At 56.4% G+C, this 20364-nt stretch carries 20 protein-coding genes and 3 pseudogenes; 7 read left to right on the forward strand and 16 right to left on the reverse strand.

Annotated features, from left to right (window positions below):
• Positions 1–167: 167 nt before the first annotated feature.
• The 3 genes from IEX53_RS17715 (at position 168) to kduD (ending at position 3008) form a co-directional block, all read left to right on the forward strand.
• Positions 168–1211 carry a porin gene (locus IEX53_RS17715; protein WP_188825514.1) on the forward strand — a complete coding sequence of 348 codons (1044 nt, stop codon included), beginning with the start codon at positions 168–170 and terminating at the stop codon, positions 1209–1211.
• A gap of 232 nt (positions 1212–1443) precedes the next feature.
• The gene (gene kduI, locus IEX53_RS17720; RefSeq protein ID WP_188825515.1) at positions 1444–2268 is read left to right on the forward strand and encodes a 5-dehydro-4-deoxy-D-glucuronate isomerase; all 825 of its coding nucleotides are present in this window, start codon (positions 1444–1446) and stop codon (positions 2266–2268) included.
• Positions 2265–3008, forward strand: coding sequence for a 2-dehydro-3-deoxy-D-gluconate 5-dehydrogenase KduD (gene kduD, locus IEX53_RS17725; RefSeq protein ID WP_188825516.1), 744 nt, complete (start codon positions 2265–2267; stop codon positions 3006–3008). Before kduI ends, kduD begins: the two co-directional genes overlap by 4 nt.
• A gap of 32 nt (positions 3009–3040) precedes the next feature.
• Here kduD and IEX53_RS17730 read toward each other — a convergent pair.
• The 4 genes and pseudogenes from IEX53_RS17730 to IEX53_RS17745 form a co-directional block, all read right to left on the reverse strand.
• Positions 3041–3231, reverse strand: a pseudogene (locus IEX53_RS17730) (SMC-Scp complex subunit ScpB); the annotation flags it as partial.
• A gap of 251 nt (positions 3232–3482) precedes the next feature.
• Positions 3483–3980, reverse strand: a complete 498-nt coding sequence (locus IEX53_RS17735) for a class I SAM-dependent methyltransferase (protein ID WP_236016253.1) — start codon at positions 3978–3980, stop codon at positions 3483–3485.
• A 303-nt stretch (positions 3981–4283) separates the two neighbouring features.
• Entirely contained in the window at positions 4284–4823 is a 540-nt protein-coding gene (locus tag IEX53_RS17740; RefSeq protein WP_210311658.1) for a class IV adenylate cyclase, read from the reverse strand.
• A 112-nt stretch (positions 4824–4935) separates the two neighbouring features.
• Positions 4936–5615: pseudogene (locus tag IEX53_RS17745) on the reverse strand (alpha/beta hydrolase family protein).
• A gap of 124 nt (positions 5616–5739) precedes the next feature.
• Here IEX53_RS17745 and IEX53_RS17750 point away from each other — a divergent pair.
• From IEX53_RS17750 to IEX53_RS17760, 3 genes are all read left to right on the forward strand, one after another.
• The gene (locus tag IEX53_RS17750) at positions 5740–5946 is read left to right on the forward strand and encodes a hypothetical protein (protein WP_188825517.1); all 207 of its coding nucleotides are present in this window, start codon (positions 5740–5742) and stop codon (positions 5944–5946) included.
• A gap of 103 nt (positions 5947–6049) precedes the next feature.
• Entirely contained in the window at positions 6050–6334 is a 285-nt protein-coding gene (locus IEX53_RS17755) for a hypothetical protein (protein ID WP_188825518.1), read from the forward strand.
• A 218-nt stretch (positions 6335–6552) separates the two neighbouring features.
• Positions 6553–6855 carry a DUF7673 family protein gene (locus IEX53_RS17760; protein ID WP_188825519.1) on the forward strand — a complete coding sequence of 101 codons (303 nt, stop codon included), beginning with the start codon at positions 6553–6555 and terminating at the stop codon, positions 6853–6855.
• A gap of 131 nt (positions 6856–6986) precedes the next feature.
• On the opposite strand, the gene IEX53_RS17765 is transcribed toward IEX53_RS17760, so the two are convergent.
• From IEX53_RS17765 to IEX53_RS17800, 8 genes are all read right to left on the reverse strand, one after another.
• A complete protein-coding gene (locus IEX53_RS17765; protein ID WP_188825520.1) occupies positions 6987–7892 on the reverse strand; it encodes a ribokinase in 906 nt (301 codons plus the stop codon).
• Positions 7889–9709, reverse strand: coding sequence for an ABC transporter ATP-binding protein (locus IEX53_RS17770; protein ID WP_188825521.1), 1821 nt, complete (start codon positions 9707–9709; stop codon positions 7889–7891). The genes IEX53_RS17765 and IEX53_RS17770 overlap by 4 nt, the downstream gene beginning before the upstream one ends.
• Positions 9710–9712: 3 nt before the next feature.
• Positions 9713–10651, reverse strand: coding sequence for an ABC transporter permease (locus IEX53_RS17775; RefSeq protein ID WP_188825522.1), 939 nt, complete (start codon positions 10649–10651; stop codon positions 9713–9715).
• Entirely contained in the window at positions 10651–11625 is a 975-nt protein-coding gene (locus tag IEX53_RS17780; protein ID WP_188825523.1) for an ABC transporter permease, read from the reverse strand. The genes IEX53_RS17775 and IEX53_RS17780 overlap by 1 nt, the downstream gene beginning before the upstream one ends.
• Complete coding sequence (locus tag IEX53_RS17785) at positions 11622–12605, reverse strand: nucleoside hydrolase (RefSeq protein WP_188825524.1); 984 nt, start codon at positions 12603–12605, stop codon at positions 11622–11624. The genes IEX53_RS17780 and IEX53_RS17785 overlap by 4 nt, the downstream gene beginning before the upstream one ends.
• Entirely contained in the window at positions 12602–13555 is a 954-nt protein-coding gene (locus IEX53_RS17790) for a nucleoside hydrolase (protein ID WP_210311659.1), read from the reverse strand. Before IEX53_RS17790 ends, IEX53_RS17785 begins: the two co-directional genes overlap by 4 nt.
• A 117-nt stretch (positions 13556–13672) precedes the next feature.
• Entirely contained in the window at positions 13673–14554 is an 882-nt protein-coding gene (locus IEX53_RS17795; RefSeq protein ID WP_188825525.1) for a dihydrodipicolinate synthase family protein, read from the reverse strand.
• A 21-nt stretch (positions 14555–14575) separates the two neighbouring features.
• A complete protein-coding gene (locus tag IEX53_RS17800; protein ID WP_188825526.1) occupies positions 14576–16123 on the reverse strand; it encodes an ABC transporter substrate-binding protein in 1548 nt (515 codons plus the stop codon).
• 131 nt (positions 16124–16254) lie between these two features.
• On the opposite strand from IEX53_RS17800, the gene IEX53_RS17805 reads away from it, so the two are divergent.
• Entirely contained in the window at positions 16255–17142 is an 888-nt protein-coding gene (locus tag IEX53_RS17805) for a LysR family transcriptional regulator (RefSeq protein ID WP_188825527.1), read from the forward strand.
• An 81-nt stretch (positions 17143–17223) separates the two neighbouring features.
• On the opposite strand, the pseudogene IEX53_RS17810 reads toward IEX53_RS17805, so the two are convergent.
• The 4 genes and pseudogenes from IEX53_RS17810 to IEX53_RS17825 all read right to left on the reverse strand — a co-directional run.
• Positions 17224–17304, reverse strand: a pseudogene (locus tag IEX53_RS17810) (ATP-binding cassette domain-containing protein); the annotation flags it as partial.
• A 3-nt stretch (positions 17305–17307) separates the two neighbouring features.
• Positions 17308–18246: a ribokinase gene (rbsK, locus tag IEX53_RS17815; protein WP_188825528.1), complete on the reverse strand. Its 939-nt coding sequence runs from the start codon at positions 18244–18246 to the stop codon at positions 17308–17310.
• 119 nt (positions 18247–18365) lie between these two features.
• Complete coding sequence (locus IEX53_RS17820; protein WP_188825529.1) at positions 18366–19364, reverse strand: ABC transporter permease; 999 nt, start codon at positions 19362–19364, stop codon at positions 18366–18368.
• A gap of 14 nt (positions 19365–19378) precedes the next feature.
• Positions 19379–20356 (reverse strand): ABC transporter permease, encoded by a 978-nt coding sequence (locus IEX53_RS17825; RefSeq protein ID WP_188825530.1) that lies wholly within the window; start codon positions 20354–20356, stop codon positions 19379–19381.
• Positions 20357–20364 lie beyond the last annotated feature (8 nt).

Here is a 20364-nt window from a genome sequence, read left to right on the forward strand (position 1 = left end):
AAGTTTACAATCATAACATTTATAACAACATCATTTATTACTTAATTGTAATTGCAAGAATCCTATGTCTTTTCATCCCGTCGATGGCTCTCGGTGAGCCATTTTTCACTGAGCGATACCCCCTGTGGTTTGCAGGTGAGCCTCGCTCCAACTCGATGGGGAAAACAATGAACTTGTGGGGAAATGCCTGGGGTTTGGTGGCTTTGCCACTGGCCGTTTCCGTGGCGAATGCCGGAGATGCCAGCGTTACAGCTGAACCGGAGCCAATAGAATATGTCCGCATCTGCGACGCTTATGGTGCGGGCTATCTATATATTCCCGGGACGGAGATCTGTCTGCGGGTAAGCGGCTATGTCCGCTTCGACGCCAGCGCCGGGGACGGCGGTCGCACGGGTGATGGCCGTGAGGTCACGGACGAAAACGGCGATGTCAACCAGACATGGAAGACGAATGCGCGGCTCTCGCTCCGTACCCATACGGCGCAGGAAACGGAACTCGGCTCGCTCAAGACTTACACGGAAACCCGCTTCAACTTCGTCAATGGTGAAACGGGTTCACAAACAATGCACTATGCCTGGATCCAGCTTGGCGGCCTCCGCCTTGGCCTGGATGCCACAGCTTTCGACCAATTGCTTGGCGACGCCGGTAAGGTCATTCAGGACACGATGATCCATTACGGCATAAAGGAAACCAACACGATCCGTTACCTCTGGAAAGGCGAGGCCTTCGAGGGCGTCATCTCGCTGGAGCAAGGCAAGGGCGACTCGACCATCGACAGCTATGTTCCTCATATGATCGCCGGTGCCAAATACAACGGCGACTGGGGATCGATCGGCGCGGTGGGAGCGTATAACAGTGTCTGGGAGGAGTGGTCGGGCAAGGTCCGCCTGGATGTGAACCCCACCAAGGCGCTGACGCTTTTCCTGATGGCGGGCTATGGCTCGGACGATCATGTCGACGAGCACCAATACAAGCCGTGGAGCGGCAATCTGGCGCTATGGGGCGGGGGCACCTACAAGCTTAATAAGAAGACAGCATTCAATACCCAGGTCTCCTACACAGACACTAAGGATTTCGCAGTGGCGGCCAACGTTGCCTTTACCGTTGTACCAGGCTTCGTCATCACTACGGAGATCGACTATTTCGACAATCTGGACAACAAGGTTGACGAGAGCTTCGGAGGAATAATCCGTTTCCAGCGAAGCTTCTGACCCATCTTCGGGTTAAATGGCTCCGTTGGATCGGACAGCCATTTAACCCACCCTTTCCCTGAGGGTGATCGTCAAGGTGCGCCTGCGTGTGCGCTTTGCCTCTCGCGCCTTGATCCAGAGGGATTCGATGAGATCGCAGACCGTGTGCATGGCGAAGGCGAGCGAAATTTAACTCATCCGATTCTTCTGAGAGATATATGTCTTAAGATCAACAACCAGCGGAGATTTCTGCATGTTGAATGTCGTCACACGACAGGCCGTTAATCCGGAATATGCCAAAACGCTCGACACGGAAGGCTTGCGCAAGCACTTTCTTGCAAATGACATGTTTCGCGAAGAAGAAATCCGACTGATCTATACGCACTACGATCGCTTCGCGATGGGCGGTGCGGTGCCCAACGGCGCGTCGCTGACGCTTGACAAGGTGGAAGAGACAAAGACGCCGTCCTTCCTTGATCGTCGTGAAATGGGCATCGTCAATATCGGTGAGACAGGAACAGTCAATGCATGCGGCGAGACCTACAGGTTGAACCGCGGCGATGTTCTTTATCTCGGGGCCGGCTCAGGTGCTGTGACATTTGCAGGCGCTGGCCGCTTCTATATCACGTCCTGCCCCGCACATCGCGCCCTTCCGGCGAAACTCATCACAATAGCCAACAGCAAAGAGATGAAGCTCGGGGCTGTCGAAACATCGAACAAGCGCACCATCAACCAGTTCATCCATCCGCTCGTTTTGGAAAGCTGCCAGCTGGTGTTGGGCTACACTACTCTTGAAGACGGCTCGGTGTGGAATACCATTCCTTCGCACATCCACGACCGCCGGATGGAAGCCTATCTCTATTTCGGCATGGACGAGAAGTCCCGTGTTCTGCATTTGATGGGCGAGCCACAGGAGACGCGCCATCTCTTCATTTCCAATGAAGAAGGCGTGATTTCGGCCCCATGGTCGATCCATTCCGGTGCCGGGATCGGCTCCTACACCTTCATCTGGGCTATGGCTGGCGACAACGTCGATTATACTGACATGGACTTCATCCAGCCAGGGGATTTGAAATGACCAATCCCTTTTCGCTCGCCGGACGTAAAGCACTGGTGACGGGCGCAAATACCGGGTTGGGGCAAGCGATTGCGGTTGCCCTTGCTGCTGCTGGCGCTGAGGTTGTTTGCGCAGCACGTCGCGCACCTGACGAGACCATAGAACTGATTTCGAAGCAGGGGGGCAAAAGCAGCGCCCTGCTTATCGATTTCAAGAATCCGCATGCCGCAAGAGACGTATTTTCCGGCACAGGTTTCGATATCCTTGTCAACAATGCAGGCATTATCCGCCGCGCCGATTCAGTCGAGTTCAATGAACTCGACTGGGATGAGGTGATGAATGTCAACCTCAAGGCCCTGTTCTTCACCACGCAGGCTTTCGCCAAGGAATTGCTCGGACGACAGCAACCCGGAAAAGTCGTAAATATCGCGTCGCTCCTGTCTTTCCAGGGTGGCATCCGTGTGCCGTCCTACACTGCGGCAAAGCACGGCGTTGCGGGTCTCACCAAGCTTCTTGCGAATGAGTGGGCGGCAAAGGGCATCAACGTCAACGCGATTGCGCCCGGCTATATCGAGACCAACAACACGAAAGCATTGCGGGCGGACGAGAACCGCAACAAGGCTATTCTAGAGAGAATCCCCGCCAATCGCTGGGGAAGGCCAGAAGATATTGCCGGGGCGGCCGTCTTCCTTGCGTCGTCCGCGGCAGATTATGTGCATGGTGGGATTCTGAATGTCGATGGCGGCTGGCTCGCCCGATAGTAGATATCGGTTAATGAGGTGGAGGATTGATGGGGACTGCGCGGTCCGGAGGTGATGGAACCCGCGCCGCAGAGCGCACCAATCGTATCGTGGCTCATTCCTTGCCGAAGATCTTGCTGAGCTCACCACGCGTGACCGGCTGGAAATATCCCACCGCTATCAGCACCATCACCCTGAACTCGGAGAGCGCCGCGGCGGCCGAGCGGGTCGGCGCAGTGGATGCCAGTGAGAGCGGCGGTGCAGAATTAGTCCACGGTAGCGGCGGGATGGTCCCGCTTCGGGCGGAGTAAAAATCGGCCACCTATTTCCCTTCTGCAACGACGGCAGGAGGGTTGGGGACGCGATGCGGTGCATTCCGAGGACTACAGGTCGGTTATAGCGCCCTTGCCCGCCATTCAAATGAACGAAATATTGCGGTTGATAACATATGTTCAAATGCACCCGTCGCCAGGCCACTGAAAGAATTGAGGCCGATCAGATTATCAGCCCGCCAGTTCTCCCCGCATCACCCTTCACAATGGCGGGTACGTGTCGGCTTTTGGTTGCTGCGAGAAGAAGTACGGGAGGACGCCGAAGGGTTTCTTCCAGTCCGGGCCGTTCGTTTAGGAACTCCGGCAAAGGTCTCGGCTCTCCGAGACGGTCGAGCCGAAAGCCTGCCGCGATCAGCGTGTTGACATAAGTCTCGACGGTGCGGTGAAATTTCACAACCCCATCGACAAACCATGAGGTGCTGCGCTCCCCTTCCTCTTGATACCGGTCGAGAGGCCAGTGAAGGGCCGTTCCATCCACATCCAATGTCCAGCTGACAGGATTAGCGGTGCACACCGGATGCTCAACGGAAAAGATGAACCGCCCTGCCGGTGCAAGGGCTTTGAACACACGCTCCACCACTGCCGCGTAGTCTTCGACATAATGCAGCGCCATTGATGAAACCACCAGCTCGAAGCTTTTGTGCACCTCGACCCCGAGCATAACGCGCGAAATCCCCGAAGCCGCAACCGAGATCCAGGATGTGCAGTCCAGCCAAATCCGGGAGCAGCGCATGAAGTGCGGGAACTTCAAGTGCACCGTTCAGGCCGGTATCGTTCTGACGCAGATCCTTGTATCCCTCAAAAAACGCGGGCTCGTCATAGACGTTCTGAGGTGTGCGTTTACCCAAGATGCTCATATGAAAATCGACAGCTCCCTTTTAAATACGTTTCGCAAAAGCTCGCAGAGCATCCGACGGCAGCGAGATTAAACTCGATGATGGCGAGCGTTTTGCCGTTCGCCAGCTTACGCCGGGAATGTCTGTACCTTCAGAAGATCTGCGTAAGCGTTTTCAATCAGGTCCGCTTGCTTGATGCCGAGTTCATCCATCAGATTCTGCGCTTCGACCACACCGTCGTCTGGGTTTTCGCCTTCCTTGAGCATAACTTCCAATTCGACAAAGTCGCCGAGATTCTCGACGGCATCAACGTGAACACGGGTTCGACCAATCAGGTAGCGTTTTCGAATTTTTTGCACGGTTATATCTTCACCGCAAGCGGCAGACAGAACGGCGCGGAGGGCAGACGGCTGATTTGTCACGCTGACCATGTAGATGGAAGTTTTGGGTCCAGCCTGATCTGTCCGGTCGTAGAAAATGAGTTCGCCGTGAGCCGGCGAAAGAATGCGGAGCTTCAAACGCCCGACAGCCGCTCTAAAAAACACGTCGGTCTGCGCAATTATCTCCGGTGGTTGAGAAGATAACGACTGCGCTTTTTCCAACAATTCGTCCAGATCGCGAGCGAACGCCTTGATCTCGACATTTCTGGCTATTGCGGTCTCCCTGATCCGAAATCACAACCTGTCACGTTGCAGCAGGCCCTGCAAAAGCATAATCGAGCCGCTCAGTCCCATTGCACCGCTATAAGCGGCTTCACAAGGCCGGTCCATCCCGTTAGGCTCAACCGGAAAACCTGTCCGTCGCCCTGATGAGCTGATCCAGGATGCCGGGTTCGGTGGTAGCATGCCCTGCCCCCTCGACAAGGCAGAATTGCGCATCCGGCCATGCCTTGTGCAGAAGATAGGCATTCTTGACCGGGCAAGGCATATCGTAGCGACCATGGAAAATGACGCCCGGGATGCCCGCAAGTCGATGCGCATCGCGGAGCAACTGCCCGTCCTCCATCCAGCAATCATGGAAGAAATAGTGGTTCTCCAGCCGGGCGAAGGCGAGTGCGAAATGGCCGTCGGCATATGCTTCGGAGAATGATGGATTGGGAAGCAGCGTGATGGTCTCCCCTTCCCAAAGCGTCCAGGCCTTGGCCGCCTCGATCCGAATCTGATCGTCTTCCGAAGTGAGGCGCTTGCGATAAGCCGCGATCATATCGCTGCGCTCATCCTCGGGGATGGGGGCTAGAAACTTCTCCCATCTCGGGGAAGAATTCCGAGACTCCGAACTGATAATACCAGTCCAGCTCGGCCTAAGCCGCCGATAGTCGGGCGAGATGCCGCCGCCTGGGCCGCCATGCAAAAATACCGCGGGCTTGCCGCCGCGCCGCCCCACTCTTTCGTAGTAGATGCTCTGTGCCCATCCCCAACATCGAGCGTGCCGCTGTCGTATGGCTCGATATCGGGGTACATGCTGCGCAGTGTCAATTCGGCGGCTCCCGTATGGTATCCTCGGATTCGAGTTAATCCGTAATTTATGAGAAGAGCAACATTCGCTCGCTATAAAGGCATCCGCTCGAACAAATCAGGAAAAATCATGGAAACCGTGGAAATCAATAACCGAAGCGATTTTGCCTTGTGGGCGATCCAGCGCGCGCAGGAGATCATGACGGCAGAAGGTGCCGCTTTCGCAATGGCGGCGCGCGACATGAATGAGGAAATGCTGGCTGAGACCGCAGCCGCGCTCGGCAAGGCGATCAGTGGGGCCATGCTGGAAGTTTTCGACGGTTTGATCGGTGCATAAACCTCAGGGTAGTAAAGAACCGGAAGAAGGCGCCGTGCCACGCCGCGACTGGGAAGGGTGAAAATTTTGCCTTGCCTTCTGCTTGATTGGCGAACCGACTGGGATGCGCAATAGTCACGGGCCACGAGGGGAAGACAATCCTCCGGGGCTGCTGTCATGGACAGGACGGGCATTCACACTGGCGCCTGAGGCGCTTCTCAATGCACTTCATCTTGGCACCGCCTTCCTGCAGCGGTTACAGATGCGGCAGGATGAGCTCGCATCAAGTGGTGCGCAGGATTCCGCCGATGTCATTTCCTATACTACGATCCACGCGGGTATCATGGCGTGGCGGTGCAGTCTGAACATCGTGCTCGGATTCTACGAGATCGATTTCGAAATTCGCTAGATTGCCACGGACGCCGCTCGGGCGATCTTGTCGAATCTCCTGGATGACTGGTTTAACTTCCTCTGTGCGCCAGCCCATCGCAAACTCGAAGCGTCGGATGCAGTTCGTTCAGGTCGCCCAGCGTGGTTTCAATAGCATTGGCATATTGGCCGGGAAGAATTGTTGGATTAGGCTTGAGGTTTGTCCTGACGCTCTAACCTAAAATGAAAGATATCATAATGGATCATGCAACGCGTGCTGCCTTCGAGCGGCTCCTTAAAATAGCTCTTAGCGATATGGGGCAGTCGGGACGGGTGGCGGCATTTGTTCTTGCCTGGTGGAATGCCGATACCCTCGGAGGGTTCAATATCGCGGATTTGTCACGCGTGGACAGTAGCATCGCAGCAGATATGATTCATGTTTTATCGTGGCTCGCAGCACAAACGGGAATCGAATATCCTACAGCCTATCGAAGCGAAATTGAGGAAATCATCCGTAAATGGCGACCAGAGATATGGGCTCAAACCACCGAGGTAGCTTGAATTCGAACCGCCGCTCCCTTGTAAACGACGGTCTCTATCAGTGGACATGCTCGAAGCCTGCCAATCTAGTGGCAGGAACTGAGGCATGTGGGTCAATGTAGAACGTAATGTCCGACGTGACTTGCTTGACGTTAAAGCACCGCGGACAGGGCCCTTGCCAACGGGGTCTGATTTGTATCGCTTGCAAACGGGATACTGGCCTGGCTACCCCGATGCGAACAGGCGAGAGCAGCGGCCACGGATGCCCTTCGCATGGCGTCGTTCAAGCTTAGCCCGCGATCCATGCCGGCAGCCAATACTCCGATAAAACAATCGCCCGCAGCAGTCGTATCCACCACGTCCACCTTGATGGCCGGAATAGGGATATATTCGCCCTCGACATAGGCTTCTGCACCCTCGCCGCCAAGCGTACGCATTATACCCGTACCGGATGCCTTTGAAAGCGTTTCCGCCGTCGAGGTGCAGTTCAGCCAACCAGCCAGCGCCACCGCTTCGTCTTCATTGACGATGATGAGGCTGCATAAGGACAACAACTCTGCACCCAAGCGACAGGCAGGCGCCAGGTTGAGGATTGATTTCTTGCCCGCCTGATGGGCACGCCTGATCAGTTGAGCGATTTCTTCAGGATCGTTCTCCATTTGCATGAGCACGATACTGGCTGCGAAGAGAAGCGCATCATCAACCTGCATGGATTTCGCAGCGAGATTGGCGCCGGAAGCAACAGCGATCATGTTGCGCCCCTCTGCGTCGATGAAAATCGAGGCACAACCGGTGGGAACAGGAAGCCGGGCGACGTGACGGATATCCACGCCGCTTTCGACGAGATTCTGCATCGCGGTTGCGGCGAGCTCGTCGTGGCCAACTGCTCCAACCATCACAACCTCGGCCCCATCTCGTGCAGCGGCAAGAGCCTGATTGGCGCCTTTGCCGCCCGCTTCAACGCGGAAGTTCTTTGCCAGAAGGGTTTGCCCCGGCTCCGGCATTTCCTGCATGGTGAAAATGAAATCACAGTTGATCGAGCCGAATGTAACGATCAATGCGGCTGCTCCTGTTCGATCACCTGCACGAAATGCCCATCCGCCACTTCGCGATAATGCCGTTTCGGTGCAATATAATCGGCGGGATGATAGGGACTGCGGATTTCATCATTGGAAAACCGACGGATCTGGCGGCGTGAAGGATCGGCAATCGGCACCGCCGCCATCAGCTTTCTGGTATATTCATGCTGCGGGTTTTCGAAGACCGCCCGGCGCGGCCCGATTTCAACGATTTCGCCAAGATACATCACAGCCACGCGATGGCTGATCCTCTCCACAACGGCCATGTCATGGGAAATGAAGAGATAGCCGAGATCGTATTTCTCCTGCAGATCGAGCATCAGATTGATGACCTGCGCCTTGATCGAAACGTCTAGTGCAGAAACTGCCTCATCGGCAACGATCAGTTTCGGATTGAGCGCCAGTGCCCTTGCGATACAGACCCGCTGTTTCTGGCCGCCGGAAAATTCGTGCGGAAAGCGATCCGCCATCGAGGCGGCGAGGCCGACCTGCTCGAGCAGATCACCGACCCTTTTCTGCGCCTCATGTGGAGTCGCAAGCCTATGCGCGATGATCGGCTCGGCGATTGCCGTGCCAATTCGCATGCGCGGATTGAGGCTTTCGAACGGATCCTGAAAGATCATCTGCGCTTCGCGGCGAATACCAGCCAATTGCGATTTTCCGGCATGGATCACGTCTTTTCCGTCAATCGTAACCTCTCCCGAGGTCATTTCGGTCAGGCGAATGATCGATCGGCCCGTCGTCGATTTCCCGCAACCGGATTCGCCGACTAACGACAGGGTTTCGCCAGCTTTAAGCTCGAAGGAAATATCTTCAACGGCATGAATTCTGCCCACCGTCTTGCGCAGGATTCCCTTACGAACGGGAAAGCGTGTGACGAGATTTTTCACTTTGAGAGCGGGCTCGGCATCGCGCCTGACGGTGTCCGCCGTCAGCTTCACCGGCTGGACTTCACCGGTCTGCATATCTACGAGCGGGAAACGCAGCGGCCTGTCGATCCCGGTCATGGAACCAAGCTGCGGAACAGCGGAGAGCAGCGCACGCGTATAAGGGTGCTTGGCGTCCTTGAAAACCTCCGCTGTAGTGCCTGTCTCCACGATGTCGCCGCGGAACATGACCACCGTGCGGTCGGAAATTTCGGCAACGACGCCCATATCATGGGTGATGAAGAGAACGGACATGCCCTCCTCTTCCTGCAAGGACTTGATGAGTTCGAGAATTTGCGCCTGAATGGTCACATCCAAAGCCGTGGTCGGCTCATCGGCAATCAGCAGCTTGGGATCACAGGCCAGCGCAATGGCGATCACCACACGCTGGCGCATGCCGCCTGAAAAATTCATCGGATATTCGCCAAGACGGGCTTTGGCCGATGGAATGCGCACTTTCTCAAGCAGCCTGACGGCTTCGGCCTCGGCCTGCCGATGGGTCATGCCGCGATGCTGCATAAGCACTTCGGTGATCTGGTCGCCGATCTTCAGAACCGGATTGAGCGAGGTCATCGGCTCCTGGAAAATCATGCCGATACGGTTGCCCCGAATCTTCTGCATTTCCTCATGGGAGAGGCTGAGAAGATCGCGGCCCTCAAACTCGATCCTTCCGCTGGTCCGTGCATTGGCGGAAAGCAGCCGCATAATCGACATGGCCGTCACACTCTTACCGGAACCCGATTCACCGACGACGGCAACGGTTTCCTTTTGGCCGATGTCGAAGCTGATATCGCGCAAAACATTGCGCCATTCACCGCCAACGCGGAAGGCAGTATTGAGATCGGATATCGATAGAATTGGCTTCGTCATGACTCAGCCCTCCCGCCGTGGATTGAGGATATCGCGCAGGGAATCTCCAATCAGGTTGATCCCGACGATGAGCAGCAAAAGCGTCAGGCCCGGAAAGAAGCTGATCCAGTAATCGCCGGATAGGAGATAATCGAAACCGTTCGAAATCAGCAGACCGAGTGATGGTTCGGTTACAGGCAGACCGATGCCAAGGAACGAGAGGGTCGCCTCCAGCATGATCGCATAAGCCACGCGCATGGTGGCGACAACGATCAGCGGCGGAAGACAATTTGGCAAGATGTGCCGGAAAATGATGCTTCGATCCGGCAAAGCCATGGAACGAGCCGCATCGACATAAGCGCGTTTGCTCTCGATCAGAGCCGAACCACGAACGGTTCGCGCATAATAGGCCCATTGCGTGACGACGAGCGCGATAATGATCTTGTCGATGCCCTGCCCGAAGATCGCCAGGAAAATCAGCGCAATGAGGATTGCGGGAAAGCTGAGCTGGATGTCGACAATACGCATCAGCACGGCATCGACGCGACCGCCCGCATAGGCGCTGACAAGGCCAATGGTGGCGCCAATGACCAGCGCAATGGCTGCGCTGACGAGCCCGACGAGGATGCTGGTGCGCAATCCATAAAGAATGGCGCTGAAAAGATCGCGGCCCTGATCGTCGGTACCGAGGACATAGACCATTCCGGTCATGCTTTGTGAACCCGGAGCAAGACGGCCGTCGAGGATGTCGAGTTGCGCCAGATCGTAAGGGTTCTGCGGTGCGATGAACGGCGCCAGCAAGGCTGCGATCATCATGATGCCAACGAGGATGATGCCGGTGAGGGCGAGCTTGTCATGCAGCAGCGCAAAGAGCGCCTGCCTCAGGGGCGAGCGGGATTTTTTGGCAATGTCCGTGCCGTTGCCGGCATGGATGGAACCGGTGGTTTCTGATTTCTGGCTCATCACGAACCTCCTCCCAGACGAACGCGGGGGTCAACGATCGAATAAAGGATATCGACCAGAAGATTGATCACGCTGAACATGACGACGGTGATCATCAGATAGGCGAGGATCACGGGGCGATCGAGCACGCCAATGGCGTCGATGATCAGCTTACCCATGCCGGGCCACGCGAAAATGGTTTCCGTCACCACGGCAAAGGCGATGAGCGATCCCAGTTCCAGCCCGATAACGGTGATGAGCGGAATCAGCGTATTCTTGAGCACATGCACCAGCACGATGCGACGTTCCGCCATGCCTTTGGCGCGTGCGAAGCGGACGAAATCGAGTTGCATCACTTCCATCACGCCCGCACGGGTCAAGCGGATGACCAGAGAAATCTTGAACAAGGCAAGGTTGAATGCGGGCAATATCAGATGGGAAAGACCATCGAGCGTCAGGAAGCTGACCGGCACGCCGAAGATCGGCACGGTTTCGCCACGGCCGGAAGCAGGCAGCCAGCCAAGCTGTACGCTGAAGATCATGATCATGACCAGGCCGATCCAGAAGGTCGGCAGGCTGAATCCGAAGATGGAAAAAGTCATGATCGACTTTGAAATGAACCCGCTCGGCCGCAAGCCAGCGTAGATGCCCAGCGGAATGCCGATGATCAGCGACATGAACAATGCCGAAAACGCCAGTTCGAGCGTTGCCGGCATGCGGTTGAGAATGAGATCGAGCGCCGGCTGGTTGAACACGAAGGAATTGCCCAGATCGCCGGAGAGCGCACGCTGGAGAAACAGCAGATATTGCTCCCAGACGGGCTTGTCGAGGCCGAAGGCCTGGATGATCTGCAGGCGCTCGGCGGGTGTCGCCGAAGGACTCAGCAGGACATCGACCGGGTTGCCGACCATATAGAGGCCGACAAAGACTAGCACCGACATGACGAAAAGCGTCATGATGGCCTGCAAGGACCGGCTTAACAGATAACTGCTCATGCATTAACCTCCCCTGTCGGCGATGAAGAGCTGGCGGTTTGGCCATAAAAGGCAATGCGTTCCAGCAGGAGGCTGATGTAGCCTGCTTCATCGACATCGGTAACGATCGTCGCGTTGGGTGCTCGATCGGTTTTTCCATAAAAATCCGCGTAGGTATGGCCGACGGTCATACCGCTCAACTGAACGCCGACCGCGGCGCGCCGAGCAGAAAACAGTTCCGGTCGGACCAGCCAGGCAATAGTGGTCGCATCATGAATCGGACCACCCGGGCGCCCAAACCTCTTCACGTCGCTACGATCAAAGGTCGACAGGAGATTTGCCAGCGCCTGTCCCGGCAAACCACCTCGCCCCCGCATGAAACGAATATGCTCTTCTCCGAACAAAGCCTGGAAAGTCATGTCGAGCGGCAAAAGAACCAAGGGCACATCCGCACGATAGACGATATCGGCGGCATGCGGATCGGCATAGACATTGAATTCAGCCCATGGCGTGCGGTGCCCCAATGCCGTGAAAGCACCGCCCATGGAAACTATCTGGCGGATGCCTCGCGAGACATCGGGGTGCAGCCGCAGGGCAAGGGCGATATTGGTCAGAGGACCAATGGCACAAATGGTGATGGGATCATCTGCCTCTGCGGCGGCGCGCGTCGTGCGCACAATAAAATCAACCGCATGTTCCTGCACCACGGGCACATGGCTCGGCGCGATTAATTCGTCAGCAAACGAGCCAATCCCGGCATATTTTCCATAAACCTGATCGCGCACCAACGGTCCCGTCGCGCCGGCATGAACGGGAACATCCAGCCTGCCGGAGAGGCCGGTTATCCAGCACGCATTGGCTACGGCATCCCTGAGATCGACGTTGCCGGCAACAACCGAAATTCCTAACACGTCGATTTCCGGGGAAGCGAGCGCCATGAAAATGGCGGCTGCGTCATCCACCCCCGGATCGGTGTCGATGATGATCCTGTGCCGCGTCATGCCGCCGCCTGTCGGGAATAACGCGCCAATCTTTCGAGGAAGAAATCGATCACGCCTTCATCATTCACCCGTGTGACGATATCGGCATTGGGTTCCAATCCGCTCTTGCCATACCAATCGGCAATGGTTTGCCCCATGCACAACTCGCTTTCATGCTCGATGAAAATACGAGCCCGGCGCGTCTCGAACAGATGCGGCGCCAGAATATAGGCGATGACCAGCGGGTCGTGCAGCGGGCCGCCGCGCGATCCATAGCGTTCGACCTGATTGCGGTCCCAGAATGCCATCAGTTCAGCGAGCGTGTTGGATATACGTCCACTGACCTTTGCGAACTGTTCGACATGCTCCGGCCGAAGAATGACCTGATGCGTGGCATCGAGCGAAAGCGCCACGATCGGGATTCCGCTGGAAAATACGATATGCGCCGCATGAGGGTCTGCCAGCATATTAAATTCAGATGTCATCGATCGGTTACCGGGCTCGCGATAGGCGCCGCCCATCATCACGATACGTTCGATGCCTCCGGCGATCTGCGGGTTGATGCGCAGGGCAAGTGCGACGTTGGTCATCGGTCCGAGACAGCACAGCGTAATTTTCCGACCGTTTTGCGCCGCTACACCTAGCGTCTTAACCAGAAAATCGATCGCTGACATTTCCTCGGGCTGCTTGACCGGATCGGGCAGCACTGTATTGCCAAGCCCAGTCTTGCCATGAAACTGGCCAAAGATCGGCTCGCGCAACAGCGGGCGATGGGTACCTGCATAAACGGGTACATCAATCCTCTCACCGAGTTCGCAAACCTGAAGGGCATTACGCACTGTGCGTTCGAGCGGCTGATTTCCGCAAACCGGCGTTATGCCGAGAATGTCCAGTTCCGGCGACACGAAAGCTGTAAGCAACGCTATCGTGTCGTCGATCCCTGGATCGCAGTCGATAATCACCGGTTTTATGCTCATCATGATCTTACCTGTCATCGTGTTAAAACCGAGGAGCAGTAAGCCATTCCATGCTCGAACTGCTGCTTCCTGGGTCATCGCTTTTCTATGAGCCAGACCGACAATTGGCCCCTATAATGCTCCGACGTCCCGCAAAACATCAGCGATCTCGGCGCGCGCTGCGTCACCAAGCGGCTGCTGAGGTGAAACCGGATTTCCCACCGCGAACCCTTGCAACTCAAGGGCGGCCTTGATGCATGAAGCGATCGAATATTTTGCGAAGATCTCGTTTACCTTCCATAAGGAACGCTGCAATTCCATGGCGTGCGTCCAATCGCCGTGACGGGCCGCATCGTAAAGCGCAATGCTTTGCTTCGGCACGATGCAGGCGGGGCCCGCCATCCAGCCAACGCCGCCGATCATCATTACGCAGGCCGGGATATGCGCCGAAGCTGCAAAGACCTCCATATGGCCACGAGTCCTCTCGATGATCGAAAGAAGCCGTCCCGTATTCGTGGAAGCATCCTTGATGTAGCGGATATTCTCGATGCGGCTGAGCCGTTCGATGACCGGCAGCGTCAAATCGGAGCGCTGGAATTGCGGATTGGTGTAAAGAACCACCGGTCGCCCTTTGGCCGCCTTGGCGATTGAGGTGAAATAAGCCTCCACACCCGCGTCGCTCACCGGAAAATAGGCTTCGAGAATGGCAAGGATGCCATCCGCTCCGGCCTCGACCATGGCTTGCGTCTGCGCCACCGCGTCGCTCATCGAAGTCGATGCGACACCTGCCACAACCGGCACGCGGCCGCGACTGGCGGCAATCACGGTCTCGACGATCTGCCGGCGTTGCTCATTCGACAGATAGGCGAATTCACCCGTGCTGCCGAGTGGCGTCAGCCCATGTACGCCGCTTGCAATCAGATGCTCGACGAGATCGCCGAGAACTGCCTTGTTGACCGCACCCTCCGCATCGAACGGTGAGACCAGATATGGAAATACCCCACGAAACGACATGACGCGCCGCCACTTTCTGCCCTAGTTGGCTTTTGCGTAATAGGGCAGCGTGTAGCCGTCGGAACGGCCTTCGTAAGAAATGCCCTTCTTGGTTGCCCAGCTATTGGCGAGGAAGAACAGCGGGATCACGCCCGTATCTTTCATGGCGATTTCAGTTGCTTTTTGCAGCAGCTTCTCGCGCTTGGCGTCATCCAGCGTCTTGCGCGCCTCTTCGAGAGTCTTGTCGAATTCCTCATTGGAATAGCGGCCGCGATTCCCCTGACCAGCATTGTCGCCGTAGGTTTCGAGGATCGGGCCGAGCACGCCGGAAGCCTCGCCGGTTTCAACCGCTGCGCCTCCCATAATGAGGCTGAATTCAAGAGCCGATGCACGGGTGAAGTAGACGCTTCCCGGCAAGGTTGTCACATTGGTCTTGATGCCGATCCGGCTGAAGAACTGGCCGATGGCCTGCGCGACCCTCGAATCATTGGGGTATCGGTCATTGGACGCATGGACGGTCAAAGCAAATCCATCGGGATAGCCCGCCTCTGCCAGGAGGTGCTTGGCCTTTGCGGGATCATAAGGATCGACCTTGATTGCCGGGTCATAGCCGAAATAGCCTTCAGGCACGAACTGCCCTGCTGGCGTCCCCTGCCCGTCCATCACACGATCGACGATTGCCTTGCGATTGATCGAAAGCGAAAGAGCCCGTCGCACATCCGGCTTCAAAAGCGGGTTTTTGCCATCCGCACCCTTGGCAAAAGGCGACGCCTCACGATCCTGATCCATATGCAGATACATCAGGCGGTTGCCGGTCACCTCGACCACATTGATCGTGTCGGACGATTCCAGCCTGCGCGTATCGGCAGTGGGAATATTCTCGATCAGATCGACATCGCCGGAAAGGATCGCCGCAACGCGTGCGCTGCTGTTCTTGAAAATCCGGAACGTGACTTTGTCCCAGGAGGCCTTTTCGCCCCAATAGCCGTCATTGCGCGCAATGACTATGTTATCGTCGGGCGTCCAGGAAACGAACTTGAACGGACCGGTGCCGATCACACCATTACCTTTGTTCATTTCCTCTGTCGGCGTTTTCTCCTGCGACGCCGGCAGAATGGCAATCCGGGTCAGATTGTTGAGCAGAAGCGGCGTCGGACCGTCCGTCTTGATCTGCACGGTCAGCGGATCGACGGCGACGACTTCCTTGATCGCCTTTACATAAGGTGTAAATGAGCTTGGACTGTTGGTTGCTGCGAGCGGCACACGCTTGATGCTGGCGACGACATCCTTGGCGGTGAAATCGCTGCCATCATGGAACTTGACGTTTGGTCGCAGCTTGAATTCCCACGTCACGTCATCAATCCGGCGCCACGATTGCGCCAGCGCGGGCTGGATCTGCTGCTTGGAATCCTGGTTCACCAATCCATCGAAAATATTGCGCGCCATGGCGCTGTTGGGGCCGACCACGTAGAATTGCGGGTCCATCGATGTCGTTGATGCCGATAGTCCAACTGTCAGGTCCGCGGCAAAGGATGACATAGGCAGAATAGCGACAGACGCGGCAAACACCGCGCAAGCGAAACGCTTCATAATGAGAACTCCTCCGAATGCTCCAAAATCCGCGCCTCTCCGCAGATTAGCCCATAGAACTAGTCCTTTCATCGATGCATGAAAAATTGTATTTGGTGCTACATTCATGTCCTAATGTTATGGATCGATGCATGCGCCTGAAACCACGGCAAGTTGAAGCCTTTCGAAACGTCATAATGACGGGCGGGATCACAGCCGCCGCGGAAGCGATGAACATCACGCAGCCAGCCGTCAGCCGCCTGATCAAGGATCTAGAGGAAGTCGTTCGCATCAGCCTGTTTGAGCGCCAGGGTACCCGCCTTGTGCCAACCCTGGAAGCGACCTTGCTGTTCCATGAGGTCGAGCGGCTTTATATCGGCCTGGACCAGATCGCACGCGCCGCAACCGATATAAGGCAGCACAAGAACATCGTCTTGCGCATAGCCAGCGTAACGTCACTGGTACGGCCTTATCTTCACCAGGCGATCATAGACGTGGTCGGCGACAGGCTCGACGTGCCGCTGGTCATTGATGTCGAAAACAGCCGCCATATCCGGGATATGGTGGAAAACAATCGGTATGATCTTGGTTTTGTGTTCGGCTCTCCCCAAACAGGTAGCCACAATGCCGTCCTGCTGCATAGTTCGCAAGCTGTTGCGGCCATGCGTCCGGACCATCCCCTTGCATCACGCGAGATCATTACGCCGGCCGATCTCTACGATTGTCGTGTGTTGACAGCCGGGAGAAACTCTCCGCTGCGGCTGGCTCTCGACCAGGCATTCGCCAGCGCGGAGCACGCCCCTATCAGCACGATGGAAACCTCGATGCTCAATTGCTGCCATTTCGCTGCCGCAGGAATGGGAATAGCGATTGTCGATCAGATTACGATCCGTGCCGCCGGAACAGACATAACATGCGTTCCATTCCTCCCTGCTATTGATGTTTCCTATTTCGCCATCCGTCCTTCCGGAAGCCGGCGAATTGCAGTGCTGGACGAGATCGTGGCGAGAATGGGTGATTTGATGTCCGTTACAGCATAGATTTGGAACCGGGCGTACCACGCAGCAACCGCCGGAGAAAGCAAACTTGTAGGGCTTTTGTCGAAAGACTGCCTCAAATCAGCAGCGGATCAGCGTCGACTTTCCCGAGCCAGACGGTCCGCACACGACGATTTTTTCCCCCTTTGTTACGTCGAGGCTGACTGGTCAGGCTGTTGCCGCGACGTGCTCGCGGCAGAACACCTCGAATTCTTCAATGCTGGCATAGGCCTTCTGTGTTCCGGGGCGGGTGATGGAATGGGCTGCATAAAGCGAAGCCTTCTTCAGTGAAGACACGACTTCGCCCGTCTCTGCATAGAAATGGGCGAAAGAGCCTATGAAGGCATCGCCGGCGCCTGTTGTGTCCCTGGGCGTTACCTTGACGGGAGCGATATTGATGGCTTCGCTTGCGGTGATCATGCGCGCTCCGCGTCCCCCAAGCGTGACGATGACCGTACGGATGCCGCGTGCGATCAGGGAGCGTGCGGCCGCCACGATCTCTTCGTCCGTTCCGGTCGGCAGTCCGGACAGCAAAGCCAGTTCGCTCTCGTTCGGAACAAGGAAGGTCACCTGCCGGATGCGATCTGGATCAAGATCGGCGGCGGCCGGTGCTGGGTTGAGAATCGTTTCAATGCCGTTTTCGGCAGCCAGCGCAATGGTGTGGTAGACCGTCTCGACCGGCACTTCCATCTGCATCAGGATGAGGCCGCACTGTTTCAAATCGACCGCTGCCTTGTCCACCTCCACCGGCAGCAGGTGGGCATTGGCGCCCTTGACGATGAGAATAGAATTCTCGCCCGATTGCTCGACAAAGATCGGCGCCACCCCGCTCGAAACTCCGGGGACTTTGTGCACATGGCGCGTATCGATGCCGAAGCTTGCAAGGTTGTGGATGGTGTTGTCGGCAAAGACATCGTCACCCACACGGGTGACCATCATGACATCAGCGCCAAGACGGGCTGCCGCGACGGCCTGATTGGCGCCCTTTCCGCCGCAACCCATTTCGAAGGTCGGCGCCTCAAGTGTTTCGCCCGCCCCTGGCATGCGGTTCACATAGGTGATCAGATCCACCATGTTGGAGCCGACGACACCGATTTTCTTGCTCATTGTGACTATTTCCTGCGAAAGCCGGTTTCAAAGAGTGCGGATGGTAGGGCCGAACGCGACCGCAAAAGTGCTGTGTTCCCGCACCGCCTACGAAGATAAAAACTCTGTCTGCTGCAAAATCACCTGCCGGGGTTGCGCCATGCATTGATGGCGATGACAAGAATGAGGAATGCACCCCAGATGAAGTCGATGAGATGGTTGGAGAACCGCATCATTTGGAAGCCCGACGACAGCAGCATCAGTGCAACCAAGGCGATGACGACGCCAAGCACACGCCCCTTGCCGCCAGCCGGATTGGTGCCGCCGAGAACGGCAATCAGCACTGCCTGCAATAGATAGGATGCGCCATAATCAGATTTTGCCGCGTTGGTGCGTCCCGACAGGATGATGCCCGCGAGCGAGGCCAGGACGCCGGTCAGCATGTAGGAGTAGAGGATCATCCGGTCCTTGCGGATGCCGGCGAAGACGGCGGCCCGCGGATTTGTGCCGATCAGCATGAGATTGATACCGAGGGTCGATCTCGTCAGCAGAACAGCCACGACGAGACAGACGCATATGAACAGCAGGAAGGGCGTGGCAATGCCCAATATCTTGCCGTTGCCGATCCAGTTCCACCCTTCCGGGAAGCCGACAATCGCCGGACCGCCGGTCAGCACCAGCGCAAGGCCCATCAGCACCTGGCCGGTGCCAAGCGTTGCGAGGATAGGAGTAAGGCGGAGCTTTGCGATCAACAGCCCGTTGACCAGTCCGGCCACCAACCCGACTCCCACGGCCAAAAGGATACCGAGTCCTGTGTAGAATATCATCCCCGACGTTGAGGATTGCCCCGCCTGCACCATCGTGGAGTGAAAATAGACGCCCGCTATGATGCCTGCGAGATTGGCGATGCCGACGACCGACAGATCGATCCCGCCGGTCAGCATCGCAATCATCATGGCAATGGAGAGTATCCCCAGTTCCGGCATAATGTAGCTGATGGATTCGAAGTTATAGTAACGCAGGAACTTGTCGGGGTTCATCCAGCTCATCATTGCAAACACGATCAGCGTGATGAGCAGAAGTTGAATGATGTTGTTGTCGTTGCCGAGAAGCCGGCGCATGTCGAACGAATTTTTCATGTTGCGCTCTCCCCTCACGCGATGCTTTTGCGGTCGCGCCATGCGGTGATGGCGGTGGCGACGATGATGATGACCCCGACAACGACACGTTGCCATGTCGTATCGACCTTCATGATGATCAGCGAATTCTTGACCATCACCAGCATGAACACGCCCATCAGCGTACCGAGCACCGTCCCGCGCCCTCCGAAGATTGACGCACCACCGAGGACCACGGCCGCGATAACATCGAGTTCAAGGCCGACAAAATCACGGGGGTTGGCAAGCCAGATCATCGACGAATGCAGGAGGCCGGCAAATTCAGCCAATGCGCCAGCCACGCAATAGACGAAGAAAATCGTCACGCCAGTGTTGAATCCCACGCGCTTGGCCGCTTCAGGTGAGCCTCCATAGGCATACACGCTGCGGCCGATCATTGTGTAGTTAAGGACCAGATGGATGATAAGTGCCAAACCCAGATAGACGAGGAACATGGCGGTTAGGCCAAAAGTCGAGCCTGTTGCGGACGTCAGCGAAATCGCGTCCATCTTGCCGAATTCAATGAGCTCCTTCGGCATCCTGTTGATGTTGACGATGCTGCTGCCGACGAGACCCAGAACCAGGCCGCGCACGATTGATCCCGTTCCCAGAGTTACGATCAGCGGGATCATCTTGAAACGGTGGATGATGAAGCCATTGAATGCGCCGAGCAATAATCCGATGAGAGTGGCGGCGACAAAGGGAATGAAGACGCCGTCATAGCCGAGATAGACCATGGCACGCACGGTGAGATACATCGCCGCTATGGCGAAGGCTGTGAACGAAACGTCAATGCCGCCGGATATCATCACCAGGAGCACGCCAAGCGCCATGATGCCGATCACGACATTGGAGCGAAGAAGGCTGAAGATATTGTCGAGCGACCAGAAGGCGGGGTTGATAAGCCCGATGGTCACCATCGCTATCGCGAGCACGCAAGCAATGACGAATTCAGTGCTTCTGAAGAGCTTCATGTCTGCCG

This window comes from Paramesorhizobium endophyticum, from assembly GCF_014640615.1.
Classification (GTDB): domain Bacteria; phylum Pseudomonadota; class Alphaproteobacteria; order Rhizobiales; family Rhizobiaceae; genus Paramesorhizobium; species Paramesorhizobium endophyticum.